Source organism: Enterobacter sp. 50588862, from assembly GCF_001462935.1.
In the GTDB taxonomy this organism is placed as follows: Bacteria; Pseudomonadota; Gammaproteobacteria; order Enterobacterales; family Enterobacteriaceae; genus Enterobacter; species Enterobacter bugandensis.
In genome coordinates this window covers 19,073-36,957 of the sequence record NZ_LNHM01000010.1, presented here as the reverse complement: position 1 = coordinate 36,957, position 17,885 = coordinate 19,073, and the positions used below count along the sequence as shown (strand labels likewise).

General features: G+C 54.8%; 11 protein-coding genes. 4 read left to right on the top strand and 7 right to left on the bottom strand.

Annotated elements, in window-relative coordinates; translation table 11 throughout:
• Nucleotides 1-60 precede the first annotated feature (60 nt).
• Entirely contained in the window at nucleotides 61-6,783 is a 6,723-nt protein-coding gene (locus APT89_RS05500) for an inverse autotransporter beta domain-containing protein (RefSeq protein WP_060571893.1), read from the bottom strand.
• 502 nt (nucleotides 6,784-7,285) lie between these two features.
• On the opposite strand from APT89_RS05500, the gene APT89_RS05495 reads away from it, so the two are divergent.
• From APT89_RS05495 to APT89_RS05485, 3 genes are all read left to right on the top strand, one after another.
• Nucleotides 7,286-9,244 carry a S8 family serine peptidase gene (locus APT89_RS05495; RefSeq protein WP_060571892.1) on the top strand — a complete coding sequence of 653 codons (1,959 nt, stop codon included), beginning with the start codon at nucleotides 7,286-7,288 and terminating at the stop codon, nucleotides 9,242-9,244.
• A 378-nt stretch (nucleotides 9,245-9,622) separates the two neighbouring features.
• Nucleotides 9,623-10,060 (top strand): hypothetical protein, encoded by a 438-nt coding sequence (locus APT89_RS05490; protein ID WP_041911163.1) that lies wholly within the window; start codon nucleotides 9,623-9,625, stop codon nucleotides 10,058-10,060.
• 16 nt (nucleotides 10,061-10,076) lie between these two features.
• Nucleotides 10,077-11,843: a lytic polysaccharide monooxygenase gene (locus tag APT89_RS05485; protein ID WP_131728584.1), complete on the top strand. Its 1,767-nt coding sequence runs from the start codon at nucleotides 10,077-10,079 to the stop codon at nucleotides 11,841-11,843.
• 117 nt (nucleotides 11,844-11,960) lie between these two features.
• Here APT89_RS05485 and APT89_RS05480 read toward each other — a convergent pair whose 3' ends face one another.
• Nucleotides 11,961-12,710: a prepilin peptidase gene (locus tag APT89_RS05480; RefSeq protein ID WP_072201694.1), complete on the bottom strand. Its 750-nt coding sequence runs from the start codon at nucleotides 12,708-12,710 to the stop codon at nucleotides 11,961-11,963.
• A gap of 45 nt (nucleotides 12,711-12,755) precedes the next feature.
• Nucleotides 12,756-12,974 carry an ANR family transcriptional regulator gene (locus APT89_RS23970; RefSeq protein WP_120247323.1) on the bottom strand — a complete coding sequence of 73 codons (219 nt, stop codon included), beginning with the start codon at nucleotides 12,972-12,974 and terminating at the stop codon, nucleotides 12,756-12,758.
• 167 nt (nucleotides 12,975-13,141) lie between these two features.
• Here APT89_RS23970 and APT89_RS05475 point away from each other — a divergent pair, with 167 nt between their 5' ends.
• Complete coding sequence (locus APT89_RS05475; protein ID WP_060571889.1) at nucleotides 13,142-14,338, top strand: hypothetical protein; 1,197 nt, start codon at nucleotides 13,142-13,144, stop codon at nucleotides 14,336-14,338.
• Here APT89_RS05475 and APT89_RS05470 read toward each other — a convergent pair.
• The 4 genes from APT89_RS05470 to APT89_RS05455 form a co-directional block, all read right to left on the bottom strand.
• Nucleotides 14,301-14,828 (bottom strand): cytochrome b, encoded by a 528-nt coding sequence (locus APT89_RS05470; protein ID WP_041911166.1) that lies wholly within the window; start codon nucleotides 14,826-14,828, stop codon nucleotides 14,301-14,303. The genes APT89_RS05475 and APT89_RS05470 overlap by 38 nt on opposite strands.
• 63 nt (nucleotides 14,829-14,891) lie before the next feature.
• Nucleotides 14,892-16,493 carry a glycosyl hydrolase family 18 protein gene (locus tag APT89_RS24700; RefSeq protein ID WP_052954160.1) on the bottom strand — a complete coding sequence of 534 codons (1,602 nt, stop codon included), beginning with the start codon at nucleotides 16,491-16,493 and terminating at the stop codon, nucleotides 14,892-14,894.
• A 148-nt stretch (nucleotides 16,494-16,641) separates the two neighbouring features.
• Nucleotides 16,642-17,121: a hypothetical protein gene (locus APT89_RS05460; RefSeq protein ID WP_126296587.1), complete on the bottom strand. Its 480-nt coding sequence runs from the start codon at nucleotides 17,119-17,121 to the stop codon at nucleotides 16,642-16,644.
• Nucleotides 17,091-17,831, bottom strand: coding sequence for a winged helix-turn-helix domain-containing protein (locus tag APT89_RS05455; protein WP_047363875.1), 741 nt, complete (start codon nucleotides 17,829-17,831; stop codon nucleotides 17,091-17,093). Before APT89_RS05455 ends, APT89_RS05460 begins: the two co-directional genes overlap by 31 nt.
• Nucleotides 17,832-17,885 lie beyond the last annotated feature (54 nt).

Genomic DNA, 17,885 nt, shown 5'->3' with positions numbered 1-17,885 from the left:
AGAGTTCAGGGGGCTTATGCCCCCTTGTTTACAAAAACACCTCAGAATGAATTAACGTGTTTACCAATCACAGCTACTTAAGCCCGTATTTTTAAACGTTTTTGATTCCGTCTTTCCTCTGATACCGTCCTTATTAACTGGCGTCACATAAAGCGTGACTTCCCCCCAATAGCCTAAAGTAACGCTTTTTATGTTGGAAACGACGGTGCTTCCCCACTTCCACTGAAATATCGTGTTGCCTTCAGATGCACCGCCATTAGCGTTGTAGGTGTAGGTTGCCGTTATTCTGTTACAGGCTCCGGTACTGCCACTGTAACCCAGGTTTGTAACGAAAGGCGCAGGCTTAGATCTTATGGTAACAGCACCACTAAAGGCCTCAGTGCCAGATAACGGCTGCCCTGAACCTTTAGGCGTCACGGCCACCCGCACGTCATAACCCGCATAGCTGTCCGGCAGCGTGAACGTTTTTGCCGTGCCGCCTGCGACATTCCTCCACGTCTGGCCATCCTTCCACTGCCACTGGAAGCTGGAGACGTCCGTACCGGCCCCGTTTGCCGTGAAGGTATATTCCGCCCTCAGGGTCTGCCCCACCTCCGGCGTGCCGGAGATCCTTAGCCCCGTCACAGACGGCATACCATATACCGCTACCGCCGGGCTGTTCTGTACCGCACCGGTCAGCGACGGCTGGCTGCTGCCCTTCGGCGTTACCATTACCCGCACGTTGTAACCCGCATAGCTGTCCGGCAGCGTAAACGTGCTTGCCGTGCCGCCTGCGGCATTCTTCCATGCTGCACCATCCTGCCACTGCCACTGGAAGCTGGAGATGTCCGTACCGGCCCCGTTTGCCGTGAAGGTGTATTCCGCCCTCAGGGTCTGCCCAACCTTCGGCGTGCCGGAGATCCTCAGGCCCGTTACCGACGGCGCGTCATAGGCTGCCATCGTCGGACTATCCTGTACCACACCGGTCAGCGACGGCTGGCTGCTGCCTTTCGGCGTTACCACCACCCGCACGCTGTAGCCCGCATAGCTGTCCGGCAGCGTAAACGTTCTTGCCGTGCCGCCTGCAGCATTCTTCCATGTTGCACCATCCTGCCATTGCCACTGGAAGCTGGAGGCGTCCGTCCCGGACCCGTTTGCCGTGAAGGTGTATTCCGCACTCAGGGTCTGCCCCACCTTCGGCGTGCCGGAGATATGCAGATTGGTTATTGACGGCGCACCATAGGCATCCACCGCCGGGCTGTGCTGTGTATCGCCCTGCAGCTGAGGCTGGCTGCTGCCCTCCGGAATTACCGTCACTTTAATGCTGTAACCCGCATCCTCGGCCCGGAGGGTGTATTCCCGACCCGTGGCCCCCTCGATCGGCATCCAACTGGTTCTCTCATATCTCCCCCAGATAAAGGTGGATTTATCCGTACCGCTTCCATTTGACGTGAAGGTGTATTCTGCCCTCAGCGTCTGCCCTACCTTCGGCGTGCCGGAGATGTGCAGATTGGTTACCGACGGCGCCCCATAAGCGTCTACTGACGGGCTGCTCTGTACCGCTCCGGCCAGTGCTGGCTGGCTGCTGCCCGTCGGCGTCACCACCGCCTTAATGCTGTAACCCGCGTCTCCCGCCTGAAGAGTGTATTCCCGGCCGTTGGCCCCCTCGATCGGCATCCAGCTGGTTTTCTCATATCTCGCCCAGATATAGGTTGAAGCATCCGCACCGCTTCCGTTCGCCTTGAAGGTATATTCCGCCCTCAGGGTCTGCCCTACCTTCGGCGTGCCGGAAATCTTCAGGCCCGACACCGCCGGCGCGCCATATACCTCGACCGCTGAACTTTCCTGCGCCACTCCGGCCAGAGCTGGGTGACTGCTGCCCTTCGGCGTCACCACCACCCGCACGCTGTAGCCCGCATAGCTGTCCGGCAACGTGAACGTGCGTGCCGTATTGCCAGCGGCGGCCGCATTCTTCCAGGTCTCACCGTCCTTCCACTGCCACTGGTAGGTGGACGCATCCGCACCGCTCCCGTTTGCCGTTAAGGTGTATTCCGCATTCAGGGTCTGCCCCACCCTCGGCGTGCCGGAGATGTGAAGATTGGTTACCGACGGCGCCCCATAAGCGTCTACCGACGGGCTGCTCTGTACCGCTCCGGCCAGTGCTGGCTGGCTGCTGCCCGTCGGCGTCACCACCGCCTTAATGCTGTAACCCGCGTCTCCCGCCTGAAGGGTGTATTCCCGGCCGTTGGCCCCCTCGATCGGCATCCAGCTGGTTTTCTCATATCTCGCCCAGATATAGGTTGAGGCATCGGCACCGCTTCCGTTCGCCGTGAAGGTATATTCCGCCCTCAGGGTCTGCCCCACCTCCGGCGTGCCGGAAATGTGCAGATCTGTCACCGATGGCGCACCGTAAACATCTAATGCCGGGCTGTGCTGCACCGCCCCGACCAGCGACGGCTGACTGCTGCCCTCCGGTACTATCGTTACTTTAATGCTGTAACCCGCGTCTCCCGCCTGGAGGGTGTATTCCCGGCCGTTGGCCCCCTCGATCGGCATCCAGCTGGTTTTCTCATACCTCGCCCAGATATAGGTTGAAGCATCCGCACCGGTTCCGTTCGCCTTGAAGGTGTATTCCGCCCTCAGGGTCTGTCCCACCTCCGGCGTGCCGGATGTACGCACATCCTCCACCGCTGGCGTGCCGTAAGCCGTCACCGCCTGGCTCTCCTGGAGCGTTCCGGTCAGCGACGGGTGACTGCTGCCCTTCGGCGTCACCACCACCCGCACGCTGTAGCCCGCATAGCTGTCCGGCAGCGTGAACGTTCGTGCCGTATTGCCAGCGGCTGCCGCATTCTTCCATGTCTCTCCGTCCTTCCACTGCCACTGGTAGGTGGACGTATCCGCACCGCTCCCGTTTGCCGAGAAGGTGTATTCCGCACTCAGGGTCTGCCCCACCTTCGGCGTGCCGGAGATATGCAGGTCTGTCACCAACGGCGCGCCGTAAATCTCCACGCCGGATTCGCCTTTTTTGCCGTTGACCGTGGCGCTCACCGTGATGGTTCCACCGGTATTTTTCGTGGTGACGGTCATTATCCCCACGCCTCCGGTTCCGGTGATGGTGCTGGTATCCCCCTGGGCCACCAGCTCCGGTTTGTCGATATCCCAGACAATCGCCTCGCCCACTACCGCACGGCCAAAGCGGTCCTTCACCGTGGCGGTGTAGGTAATGGTGTTCAGCCCGTTAGCTTCCACGCTGGCCGCACTGGCAGTGACCGTCACGGCTGACGCTTTCCCGGTGACCGGCTCCGTTTTTGACGACGCCTTATAGCCCTCATTTTTGGCCGCGTTGGTAGCGGTTACCGCGACAAACAGCGTTGCCCCTGTGTCCTGCTCTGTCAGGTGATAACTGTCCGACGTGGCGCCGTCGATCGCGCCACCGTCACGGTGCCACTGGTAGCTCAGCTTCACCTCACCGCCGCCGTTCTGTTCCACGTCCACCTTCTCAACGCTTACCGTGTCACCCACCTTCAGCCCGGCGGTTTGGTTCAGCGTGATGCTTTTGATCGTCGGAATCCCCTGCAGCGCCACGCCGGACTCGCCCTTCTTGCCGTTGACCGTGGCGCTCACCGTGATGTTTCCGCCGGTATTTTTCGCGGTGACGATCATCGTTCCCGTGCCTTCTGTACCGGTGACGGCGCTGGCCTCTCCCCGGCTCACCAGCTCCGGCTTGTCGATGTCCCAGACAATCGCCTCGCCCACCACCGCACGGCCGAAGCGATCCTTCGCCGTGGCGGTATAGGTAATGGTGTTGAGCCCGTTCGCATCCACGCTGTCCGCGCTGGCGGTTACCGTAACATCTGACGCCTTCCCGACCACCGGCTCCGTTTTCAACGACGCCTTATCGCCTTCATTTTTAGCATCGTTGGTCGCGGTCACCACCACAAAGAGAGTCGCCCCCGTATCCTGCTCCGTCAGGTGATAACTGTCTGACGTGGCGGCATCGATCGCGCCACCGTCACGGTGCCACTGGTAGCTCAGCGTCACCTCGCCGCCGCCGTTCTGCTCCACGTCCACCTTTTCCACGCTTACCGTATCGCCCACCTTCAGCCCGGCGGTTTTGTTCAGCGTGATGCTGCGGATAATCGGGTAACCATTGAGCGTCAGTTGCGTCGCTTGTTTTTTGCCGCCAATATCGACCTCTATTTGCGCATTGCCTCCCGCGGATGCGGTCGTAAACGTGGCCGTCGCTTTGCCTTCTGCATCGGTTTTTTCGATCGCGTTGCTCAGCGCGCCAAACTGCTGCGTGATTAACGACCACGTTACGGGTGCGTCCGGTACGCTATTGTTGTGCTCATCCAGCGCGATGGCGGTCAGCGTCGAAGTGCTGCTCCCATTGGCATTCAGCGTATCAGGGGTACCTTTAAGCTCAACATGATTCACCTTCCCGACAGTCACATTGACGATCTTCTGCTCATCACCGGCGGAGACTTTCACCTGCGATGGCGCTTTTTCAGGTACTACGACGGTTGCACTGACAATACCGTGCTCATCGCTGTCTCCGGTAGGCGCTTCCCGGAACTGACTCCCTTCTATCCGCCAGGTGATGGCCTGCTTACGGCTGATAACCGCGTTATCAAACCGGTCATACAGCTGCGCGCTAACGGCTTTATCCTCACTGCCTGCGACCACGTTTTCCGGGACGTCCAGCACCACTTTTGCCACCGGCCCTGGCTCAAGGCTTACGGGCGCTGACGGGCTACTCACGGTATCTACCGTGGCGTTCACCACCCACTTCTCTGCTGCTTTTTGCGGCGCGATAAGTGCGATGGATGCTCTTCCCTCGCTATCCGTTTTGCCGCTCAGGGTTTCACCGTTACTGCTCCACGTGACGTTCTTCTCAACCGTCAGAGGCTTACCATCCTGATCGGTAACTTCAATAGTGAACGTCTTTTCCGTGGCAACTTCTGCGCGCTCGGGAGAGGCCACGAAGCGGATGGCAAGCGGGTGGGCAAAATCGACCACCAGCGCCATCTTCTCCTGCTGAACATTGTTATCACTGGCGGTGCTCTGGGTCTGGATCCCGCCTGGCGGGATCAGCGAGGCCGTAATTTCATCTTCACCATCCGCCATGATGTTTTCTATTTTTACCAGCGCTTGACCGTGCTCATCGGTGCGTACGCTGTTTTGCGACAACGAGCCAAGCGAGTTCCTGCTCTGCCAGTACACCATCTGATCGGTCAGAGGGGAACCCTGACCGTCTTTCACCTCGGCTAACACCAGCAACGCACCGTGACCCTCTTCGAAGAACTTCACGCTGCCGTCACGGCGGATCTCACCGGGTGAAAGCAGATGATCGATACGCAGGGTGGTTATCGTTGCGCTCCCGGTAATTTTCGCCGTTCCGCTCTCCCCTGGTATCCCTTTTTTGTTGAACGGTGTGACTTCAAAGACCACGCTTCGGGCCATATCACGCGTTTGCACCTCATACGTAGCACTCCCTTCCTTGAGCAGTTCGCCTGAATCTGCGTCATACCAACGCATCCGGGTTTGCTCGGGATCTTCATCCTCCCCTTCATTGCTTTTATAGAGATAACTCCCCTCCAGGATCTGGCCCGGGGACATGTCCCCCTTAATGGCAACGCCCTCGACGGAAGGGGCAAAATCGCCCGGCGTCACGGTCAGGTGATAGCTGGCGGAACTTAATACGTGCTCCGGATCGACAGGTGACGTTTCCGTCGCTGTGATGGTGACATCGCCCCGATGCGTTGGGTTCACCAGACCGCTGCCCGGCTCCACGGTCGCGATCGCCGTGCTGGAGGAGGTGTAGCGAATGACGCCCCCCTGCCCACCTTTCACCGCGTGCAGCAAAGGTACGCCAGCCTGCGTGGTTTTTTCCGTCGGGCTGAAATAGAGACGTCTGTCTTTTTCTTCCTGCTTATAGGCGAGAACGATGTTGTTATTACGGGTAACGAACTCCGTGCGGGACTGCATGAGTGAGGGCAAAGCCGCCGCATTTTCACTTGCCAGCATCTCGGAAAGTTTTCGGCCAAACTCCCAGTGGAAATTCAGCCCCACAGAGAAGTTATCCCGCTGCCCGCTAATCATGCTCTGCTCCGCGCTGACCCCTACCAGCGGCACAGGTTGCCACTTAAGCCCGAGGTTAAGCCCGTGAGGATTGTGGCTGGCCTCGCTGCGGCTGCCGTTAACGTCCACTTTATCGCCATACCACTGGAACCAGCCCAATTTAAGCGCGACGTGCTGTGAAAGGGCCGTCTCCAGATTGAGATCCCAGCCGCGGGCGGCACGTTCATACAGTTCATAGCGGTCGGGATCGTCATTAAACATGCTGTCGTCAGAATGACGCCAGCCGCTCAGGGGCAGGTAGTAGTTCGCGGACGCACGAATCCCATCGCTCCACAGCTCGGCGCCTGCCCCCATTCTGTTATGGTGGCGCGTGACATCCTGATCGAAGAAGAGGTTTCCACCCGCCATCAGATGCGGGTTAAAGGTATGCCGCCAGCCCAGGCCAACGTTAAGGATATCGCGCTCGTTCCAGCGGTGTGCGCTCATCTGAGTGAACAGAATGTCGTGTTGCCAGATTTTAACCGGCCACAGATAGTCCAGCCCGAAATCACGGCTATCGCTCCCGCCAATACCGACATCTGCCGTAACGCGAGCTTTCCCGCCGATATTGTTTAACCACGCTTCCACTTCCTGGGTTAACGCGGCATTCACCTCGCTATTTGCCGCACCGCGCAGGGCATCACCCGCGCCGTTTTGTTGGGCGCTTCCCCACATGCCGGCCATTTTATCCCGCAGGGGCTGATTGCTTTCGCTTTCAATGGTTGCGTGAGTTTCAGTTTGCGCCCGCGCGACGGGGGGAACAGTGAGCAAAAAGATGGAAAATAAATAATGTAAAAGGATTATCCACACGGATAATTTTTGACGTAAAGAACAGTACGAAACACTGGGCATTGTGACGCATCCCTTATTAATTAAACTCCCTGGTTAGCGATATTAAGATCCAGATAATTCCTAAACTCCATACAGCACTCAGGAGATGTTCATGAGATTTTCCGCCCCTCATTAAATTCAATACTTAGGCATTGATGTTTAACAACTCTTTCAGCCTGCTTCATAAATTTCTCAGCCCAATTTCAGCCGTATATTTTCCGGAGCAGGTAATTCTTAACATGGAACAGACACCTCGCAATTTTATTGCTGACCTTCTTCTTATGCAGGTTTTCCCCTAATGGCAGGATGATCCCAGCAATACTCTGGATGTCATTTAATAAGGAAGATCGTTGACATGAATAAAACTGGACTGGCCCTGCTTATTTGTGCACTTTTGAGTGCCCCCGCTTTTGCGCAAAATTCCGTCGCGCACGAGCAAGCCTGGGAAGGCACTTCGTATCTCTCCGTTATCGTGAAATTAAAACCCGGTACAACGCTTAATAAGTCTTCACCCTTTTCATTACGCGACAGTACCCTCGCCGTGAGTCCGTTATTTACGGCAAATCATTTACGCAGCAGTGAATTAAGCGAGATGGATGCGCTTAATGAACGCTACGGCTTTAACCGTTATTTACGTATAGCCCTGCCAGCCGATAAGCAACATGACGCGGCATATATCAATGACGTAATTAATGAACTGGCGGCGCGACAAGATATTGAGCTGGCTTACCCGGAATCTATGCCGGTGTCGCTGGAAAAGGGGGTCACGGCTCCCGACCTGCCGCCCTATTCCGGGCTGAGCTATGCCCTGAACAGTACCAGCCAGGCCACCGTCCCGGATTTTCGTGGATTGCAGGATTACACCAAATCGCCAGATGAAAAACGGCCCGGCTACTATATGGGTGGCGTTAATCGCGACAGCGTAAATCAGTATTCAGGGCACGATGGTAGCGGCATTTCGCTGGTCTCAATGGAAAACAACGCATGGAATACCAGCCATGTGAATTTGCCGCCGATCGATTTCCATGAAGGTGATAAGCGCTATACGCCAGGCGAAGATCACGACACCAGCTCCGTCGGGATTATGGCGGCGAAAGATATCAATGCGGGCATCAAAGGTCTGACGTGGAACGCCCGTATGGGATACGTCAAATGGCAGGCCAATAATCTCTACAATATGATCCCCAGACTCCAGGCAGGAGATGTGGTGCAAATTGGTATGCAGACCGGCGGAGGAGATGTGACAGGTTGCACCTCCTCTTGCTATGTCCCCCAGGAAAACGCTCCAGCCTATTATGACGTGATAAAAGCGCTGACGGATAAGGGCGTGCACGTGATTCAGGCGGCAGGCAATGGCAATATCAACCTCGATCATGCAGGATTTAATGGAAAATTTGACGTTAAAAAGCGGGATTCCGGCGCGATCATTGCTGGCGCGTTTTGTGCAAACAATGGCAAAAAAGCCTCTTTCAGCACCTATGGCTCACGTGTGACCAGCGCCAGCTGGGGCTGCTGGGATGTGGTTACTACGGGTTACGGCGGTTTGCATAGCATAAAAAATGCGGAATACACCTCAAGTTTCTCCGGCACGTCCTCCGCGAACCCGATTATCGCAGGCGTGGTCGCCAGCCTGTCGGCCATTGCAAAAGCGCACAATATCACCGTCACGCCTCAACAGATGCGCTCCATTCTCCAGGAAACCGGTACACCTTTAGCTGCGGGGGATTCAGCGAAAGTAGGTACTCACCCCAATATGGCAAAAGCGGTAGCCAGGATTCTGGAACTCAAAGAGGAAGAACAGGAGGAAGTAAAGGCAGTGCCGGGAGAAAGCTTTACCGTTACCGGCACGACCGATTCTTCCCGTGCGTATCAGTTAGATGGGAGCGCCAGCAAGAATGCCGTCTCCTGGAAATGGACTATCGACAAAAACAGTACTGGCACATTCTGGCTACAGGAGAAACATGCCGGAGGCTGGGTACGTGAAGTTTCAGGGCCTACCGCCCGGGCACTCATTCCCGCCAATACAGACGGAGAAGCAACCTACTGGTTAACCGTCACGGGCAAAGACGGAAGCATGAGCGCTGAGAAGATCACCGTAACGGTGAAAAAACCACAGTTACCTGATATTCCTGATGACAGCGCAGAAGCGTATAACCCGCGGATCGCCTACCCGGTGAAATGTACCCGCGTATCGCATAACGGCAAAATCTGGCTGAATCAGTGGTATGTCAACGCAGGACAAGAAGAGCCAGGAAGCGGCGGTGAGTGGGGGGCATGGCGAACGTCGGATGCAGCTAATAATAGCTGCCCTTAAAAACCCTTTTGGTTAACATAATAGTAAAGCCTGGATATAAGCCAGGCTTTATTTTATTAATTCAACACTCAGGACAACCGTAAAAACGTCATTTCTTAAACTCCGTACTCGCTCAGATTTTATTAATATGCGTCAAGGACTGAAATTGGCAGTACTATTTCATACTCTGTCGCGCTCCGCCCTCTTTACAGCACGAACGGTCGCTCTTCTCTGCCGAAACTCCCCGACTCTTAATTGCTCAGAGAAGTCTCTTATTCAAGCCGGTTGTCTCCTCCCGTTACTATTTGTCCCTGTTATCACACGGTAATAACGCCTTTTTACCTGCGCCGCAGGTGAGATTAACTTTTCGTTATTGTTCAGTAATAAATAAGGGAACTTATGAAATTAACAGGATCTGCTTTTGTCCTTGCCGCTTTACTGGCAGGGGCGGGCGTCAGCGTTTCAGCTAACGCCGCCACGACCTCGCCATCGGCAAACTGCGAACAGGGTCACCAGAACTGCATGAAAGAACTAGGCACGCTGGAACGCGCCGTCAACGGTGAGAAAGTGAAGGTCGTTGAAGGGCAAACGATTCGTGCACGCTTCTTTAACGACGGAACCGAACTGCCAAATCTGGAAACGCGCGTCACCATTCTTGCTGGCGAAGAGGCCCACTGGTCCTACGCCCTCGCCCAGGCTATCAATCAGCAGCACCCCGAACTGCGTGCCGGTTTCAGGCACAGCAACGGCGAGATTACACCTGATGAGTCAGAGCCAAATAAGGTGTATGCCAAACAGAACAACCCTCTCAGTCACGTAGAAGTGTCCTTCAATTAATTCAGGGAAGATTATTTTGAAACTACTCAAGATGAATAATATTACGTCGGCGTTAGCCGTGGCATTGATTGGTATGTATTCCACGGGCGCACTGGCGCATGGCTATGTTTTTGAACCAAAATCCCGTTCGGTGATTCATTTCCCGCCGATGAACGATAAAGGTGAGCATAGTAACGTCTGGCCTGCTGACGCCGTGGAAGCGCCGAAGCTCCCGGCTGGCAACGATATGAGCCCAACCCCGATCGCCAACGAACAGCTGTTCCAGTTCCCGCCGGATGGAAAACTGGCAAGCGGTGGTTCAACGGCAACTCCCGCCTTCAGCAAGCTTGATGACGAAAAGCAGAATACCTACAACAACCCTATGTCTGCGGGTCCGCACCAGTTTAAATGGCATTTACCGGCTAAGCACCGCACCACCTATTTTACCTACTACATCACTAAGCCGGACTGGCAGTCTGTTCCGGGTGCGGATTCGCGCCTGACCAGGGCGATGTTTGAAGATAAGCCATTCTGCCATAAGGTTTATACCTATGCGCCAGGCAACCCGTCGGCCGATATTTCTCTCCCGACAGGCTTCGAAACCCACACCTGCGACGTACCGGAGCGTGAAGGTAAGCAGAAAATTTATGCCGTCTGGCGCGTGCGCGATACCGATAACGCATTTTATCAGATGATTGACGTCGATTTTGGCGGTGAAGTCATTACCAAACCGGTGGCCAACGTCACGCCATCCAGTCATAACCTGTCAACCAGCACGCTGTCGCTGGACGGTAGCGCCTCAACGGGGAAAGAGCTGAAGTACAGCTGGGCCGTCACCAGCAATGCCGATAAGGTCATTCTGGAAAACAGCACCAGTGCTAAAGCCAGCATTCGCCTGAAGGCTAAACCTGAGAGCGATTTTACCGTCAACGTGAAGCTGACCGTCACCAATGATAAAAACGTGAGTGATTCAAAAACCGTCACCCTGAATGCCAAAGCTGAAGCGGATAGCACGGCACCGGAGGCGAAGGCAGGCAGTGACTTCACCGTTTACAGCAACAGTGAATCACGTGGTTATGACCTTAACGGTTCCGCAAGCGTCAATGCTGAAAAATACCAATGGACTATCATTTCAGGGCAGGACATTGGTGCGTTGCAGGTTGCTAACGGTGGCGAATGGGTTTCAACCGTCCACGCGGCAAAAGCCCGCGCGCTGATTAAACCCGGCAAAATCGGTAAAGTGACCTATCGCCTGACGGTGACGGCCAAAAATGGCAAAACCAGCACCGACGATATCACCGTGACCGTGAAGGAAGCGCAGCAGGCTTCTGATGTGCAGATCAATACGGGCAACAACCAGGACACCATTGTTGGCAGTGACATTATTGCTGCCGCCGTCGTGTCCAAAAATAATGACTCGTTAAAAGGGGCAAAAATTGAATGGTCCGCACTGAATCACGCCGATAAGATTCAGATCTCGTCACCAAATAACTTCAGCACCAACCTCATGGGTAAACATCCGTATACCGACAATGTGGACGTGACGCTGCAGGTGAAAGTGACGGCACCTGATACCGGTAAAGTCTCCACGGCAACGAAGGTGATCAAGCTGCGCCCGGCGCAAACCGATGTAAAAGCCTGGGATCACAGCAAGACTTACAAGACACCTTGTGAAAAAGTGAGCTATGAGGGCAACATCTGGCTGAACAGCTGGGAAACCCGAGGCGTTAAGCCTGGTTCCGATGGCGAGTGGGGCGTCTGGAAGAAAGAAGGTGCTGCCAACATGCCTAAAGAGTGCAAATAATACTGTAAGTTAACTCTGGCCGGGTCTTCACTGACCCGCGCCTCACATTATCATTCCCTGCCTACACTTTCGTTATCATTTTTGCGCCGGAAATCGCCCCTTCGTTCCGGCGCTTTTTTATCGGTATAAGATCACCCACCCTATCGCGGCAATAATCGGATACGGTCCGAAGGGAAACGGTTGACCGGGCTTGATCCGCAACAGAATCAGCGCCGTGATCAGCGCCAGCAGGGTCGAGGCAACAAAAACATCCAGCAGCGCCAGCGGGCCAAGCCACGCCCCGATCGCCGCCAGCAGTTTCATATCCCCCATCCCCATCCCTTCATGGCCGCGCAATAAACGGAACAGCAAAGAGAGCGCCCAGGGCACGCCAAATCCCAGCAGAGCGGCGATTAATGCCTGCGTTGGCTCCACCCGGCTATAGCCGCTGACGGCAAACGCTAGCGACATCACTAGCAGCGGGAGCGTCAGACGGTCGGGCAGGAGCATGGTGCGCAGGTCAATAAACAGCAGCGGCAGCAAAAACGTCACCGCCAGCAGGTCGAACAGGCTCTGCGGCGTGATGCCCTGCTGCCAGATAATCACCCCGTACAGCAGCGCCATAAGCCCTTCAACCAGCGGATAGCGCCACGATATCGCCTGACCACAGCTGGCGCAGCGCCCGCGCAGCAGCAGCCAGCCCATCAGAGGAACATTGTGGCGAAATTTAATGGGGTGTTTACAGCGTGGGCAGTGGGAAGCAGGCCACGATAAAGAGAGTGCTTCACCGTGGAGAATCAAGGGGAGCCGATAAATGATGACATTGCAAAAACTGCCGATAATGGCGCCCAGAAAAACGCTAAAAACGAGTATTACACTCTCAACCATGGTTCCACACTCTGAGGGACATGCAATCTCCGATAATAGCAGAGACTACTCGTTATATTTAGGCAGCCTGTTTGCACGTAAAGTACAAAAGTCTCCGCGCAAGTTCGCCCATTCAATATTCAGATGCGCTTTTGCATATTGTGCCGCTTCTTTCCACAATAATGCCGCGATATGCCACTCCTTTCCCTGTTCATGTTCTGCCGCTCGTGAAGAAAGTGAAAACCACAGGGTAGCAGGATCGCGTTTGTCGCTTTGCCAGTCCATCGTTAAGCCCTTTAGAAAAAATCCCAGCGTATCAATAGCGACGATAAAATAATTGAGCTTAAAATGATAAATACCTGAATAACGCTGAATGCCTCAGTGGGAGAACAACGCTGATTACCAATATTATCCGCTGGCTGGCCTTTTCGGGTCTCTATATCCTGCTGGCATTGCTGAGCTTTCATACGCGGGATAGCTGGAGCCTCTCCACCACGCTCTGGCTCCCGGCGCCGCTGCTTTTCGCCGCGTTATGGCTGACGGCCCCGCGAGAGTGGCCGCTGTGGCTGGCTACCGCGGGCTTGCTGCATGTGTTTGCTGGCGTCTGGATAGGCCGCCCGCTCACGCTGGCGTGCCTGTTCGCCCTCTTCGACGTCGCGATATTTCCACTGTGCGTCGCCGTCTTTCGTCTGAATGCGCAACTGCCTGCGCTGCGTTTTGCGCGCAGGCCGATTATTGGTGAACTGATCTACCCCCTGCAGTTAATCTTCAGCATTTTTTGCGGCAGCCTGCTGCTTAATCTGGCGCTGTTACTCTCAGGGTATCCGATTGCGCCTCTGCATTTTTTTTCCTGGGTGCTGGCGGCATTAACCGGCATTCTCGCCATTCTGCCGCTGCTGCGTGAGAGCAAAATGCTGTCGCACCCGCGGTTTAACGGGCGGGAAGCTCTGCTTCTTGCCGCGAATACCCTGGTGCTGATGACGGGGTACTTTTTCCTGCCACCGCTCTGGCAGGGGCTAAACCTGCTGCTGGTGCAAACGACGGTGGTTTTACTGAGCGTGTTTGCGCTCTCCGGACGCGGCGTTGGCGCTCTGCTGCTTATTCAATACCTGATTGTGGTGCTGGCGACCCAGCAGCGGGAAGGGATTTTTTACACGCTAACGCCCGATCTCATCCCCGCAATCTGGCAGGCGCAGTGGTACCTGGTATTTTCGGCGATTTTTGCCAACTGTTTATATCAGTACCGCGGCTGGATCCAACAGCAACAGGCGCTCGCGGCCAGCACCAGTGCCATAATTATTCGCCTGTCGCAGACGGGTTCTTGCGTCGTGTTTCGCCTCTCGATGCCAGACGAGGAGATCCACTGGCAAGGCAGTACGGAAGCGCTGTTCCCTGATGAGGAAAAGACGCTTAGCACCCTGACGCTACTGGACGCACACTGCGATACGCCGTTCCTGCCCGGTTTTCGCGCCTGGTACTCACAGCAACGTGAAAGCAGCTTTGCCCGGGAAGTTGTTCTGCAAACGCTGCACGGAAGGCAGATGCGCGGGATGGTGATGTTTCACAGGATCGGCAACACCGCGCATCTGATGGGGGGAGTGAGCCTCTTTCTCACAGCATCCGCTGCAGAATCTCCCGCTGCCCGCTAAAGGTGTATTTCAACACCGCCGCGACATGCCCAAGCAGAATCACACCCAGCAAAATGCAGCTGTAGCGATGCACCTGGAAGAAAAACGCATTCACTTCGGCGATGGCGATCGGGCGGGAAACCGGCACCAGACCAAACAGGTTGTAGTCTTTTTGCAGCATCAGAAAACCGCTAACCAGCACCACCATAATGGTCAGATAAAACAGCTCATGAATAAATACCACCAGCTGTTTTTTACGTCCGGCTACCGTTGCCGGATAGGGCACCGAAGGGCGGAAGAAACGCCAGACGAAGCGCACCATCATGACAGGCGTGGCGATGGTACCCAGCGACATATTCAGCACGGAGAAGAAGGTAAACCAGCGGGTTCCTTCCAGCGCGTGCAGAATATAGCCCATGCACATCGCGTAGATAATGACGGCTGCGACCACCCAGTGCAGAAGGCGAGAAAACCGATCGTAACGTTTGGCAATAACCAGAGAAGTTTGCATAGTCGTTGTCCTGTAAAACAAACAGCACGGCTCCCTGCGAAGCCATGCTGTTTAAGAAATAGGTTATTCAGCTACCCACAAGTTGCGGGCCCGATCCGGCGACCAATGGCTGGCACCTGTATGGCCAATCTGACAGCGATAAACGTTGCCCTCATAGAGCACTTTATCCCCTACGGCATAGAGTTTACCCGGCGTGAATGGGGTAACGTCGCCGCCCTGGCCGCCCTCTTCGCCTCCGCCATCGTCATTATCGGGCACGGTAACATTGACCGGCTGGCTCGGCGTAGCGAAGTTGTTGGCTGCATCATAGGCGATGACCGTATAGCGATAGCTCATGCCAGGCTGGGTTTGGGTGTCAGTAAAGTTGAGTTCATGGGTATCACCGATCTTTTCCAGACCGCGCCAGATGGCATACCCCGCCACGCCAGTATTATCCTTAGCTGGCAGCCAGCTGAGCGAAACATCCTGCCCCTTCAGCGTGGCCTGCACGCCCTGCACCTGTGTTGGCGCCTGAGTATCTGTTTCGTCGCCCCCATCCGGCAGACTGCCGTCAAGGATGCTCTGGTAGCGGTTCAGAAATTCATAGCCGTAATGTTGACCATTTTTAGTGTTGCCATTGTCCCAGTTCACTGACCAGGTCATGAGCCCTTTTACCGCTTCATTTTTCTCTTCCAGTCGCGAAAGTGCGTTAAAGACACTCTGCGCGTCTCGCACATAGCCGGTTCCTGCCGCATCCGGGTTGGCCGGAAGACCAATCACCAGCTTGTTCGCCGGGATCTTCACATAACCGCGCGTCCCGTTTGCCAGGCTGTCGGTGAGATAGTAAAGGAAAAGCTCTTTTTGACGGTCGCTATAGCCCTTCCCCCATTCCTGCGGCAGCCACCATTCACCGACTTCGTCCTTCTCCTCCTGCGTCATCATATTCACGCCGTCGCCCGCCTGGTTGTAATACTGTGGAGCGATAAAGTCATACACGCCCTCAAGATTTTGCAGGTAGGCTTTGTAGTTCACCCCGCGATCGGCCTGGAGATAGGGGAACTCTGGCGCCATGCTGATGATGAAGTGTTTGCCCTGCTGCTGATAATGGTCGCGCACCATTTTCAGCGCCGCCGGGATCACCGTACTGTTGTCAGCCGCGGTAATGGCCGTCTGCTCCAGGTCGATATCAAGACCATCAAAACCATAGCGATCGGTCAGGCGAATAATCTCCGCCGCAAGCGCTTCAGTCTGGTCTTTGTTCAGTGCAATGTGCGCGTCAGCGCCGCCCAGTGAAATCAACACCGCGCGCCCCTGCTCGTTCAGCTCTGCAACCTGAGCGCGGAACTCCTCATCGCTCGCGTTGTAGGGTTTGAAGGTGGGAATATTCCCGCTCTGCCCATCCATGACTTTCATGAAGGAGACGTTGACGACGTTGTAGCCTCTCGGCACTTCACGCAGCGACATATCAGAAGGTAAGCCTCCCTGATAGCCGCGCGCTTTGTCTATCTCTTCCGGGTTAATTCCCCAGTTGTGCCAATAACCTACGAGAATTTTTTTCTGACTAATATCCGGCATCTGTGAGGCGGCGTCGGTTGTGGCCGCATGGCTAAACGTGCTGACCAGCATTCCGCTTAACGCCAGCCCCGCGGCGATAGCGCTCAGAGATATTTTATTTTTCTTTAACATGGGAGATATCCTGCTCCAGGTTTAATAATGAAATCCTGTCCCGCAAGATAGGATATTCATCTTCCTGAAAACAGGAGAACAGCTCACTGCAGCAGCAGATTTAAAACTCGTCAGCCTGGATATGTCTTATAATAAAATTATCGTGAGATTATTTATACTCACACATTGCTACCCAGTTATCATTAATTTTCATCAGCCAGCTATCTTTATTAATCGGCTTGAATAACAGGTTAATATACTGACCATCTTCACTTATCAGAAAGGTCTTCTCCGGCAGCTGATCGCCAACGGCAATTTTTAATTCTGCCACCCGGCCATTGATGACATTTCCCTTCTGTGTCACCGATTTTAACTGCAGGGTTCGGTTGAATACCCGGTTACCGGCCTCATCGGTTTTTACACCAAATAGCGTTAGCCTGTGGAGTTTAGGCCACCAGGTGATTACACCATTAAACTGGTAATGCTGCAGGCTTTCATCAATAAATTTGCCATTACGTATGACGCTGCTGCAGGGCTCGGCGGGCACTTTTCTACTTTCCAGGTAGTTGCTGGTCAGGTAAGCCAGCGCGCCACCCAGCGAAACGCTGATGCAAACCATCAATATGACGAATAGTATTCGTAACCGCATTTTCCCTCCTGAGATAGTTCGCCTTCACATTGCGCAACGAACACTTTTGGACCGTTCGACGCGATGTACACGTTATTGATGCCCGCCGGCAGGGCATGCCGCTTTCTCGCCAGCGCCTGCCGATCGACACTGCGCAGCGAAGAGAGATGAAACATGACGCCATCTACGTAGAGATTTTCCTGAAACGCCTGCGGCGTGTCGGCCGTGCAGACCACCACCAGCGTTGGAAGAATAATCAACAAGCTGCACAGCGCCGCCAGCAGAGCCCCGTATTGACGTGAGGGAGTTTTCATTGACTCCGCCGTGATAGCAGGCAACGACGGGCAATCGACGGGAGTGGGACAAGACGCGTTATCAGGCTCTTCTGGCGGCGGGCAAGCGACCTCACTGTCCTGCGTTTCGCAGGGTGCCAGTACTACACCATAACGGGGAATGGTTTTAATGATCGAGCCCGGCAGGCCGGCATTTTGCAGCTTGCGGCGGAGCATTTTTATAAGCTGGTGATAGCTGGATTCGCTAACAATCATGCCCTGGTTAAGCCAGATCTCTTCAAATATGGTCTCTTTTTTACATTTGCCGCTGAGGATCAACTCCAGCAAACGACGCTCGTTGGGCGTCAGATGTATATCACCATGATCCACGGTTGCCAGAGATGATTTTTCCGGTACGAACGTTACTGACGCTGAAAGAGAGATTTCTTCGTTATTCACGGGTAGGTCCTGGATAATAAAATTACAGCGTTTACATTGTTATGACGAAAAAGC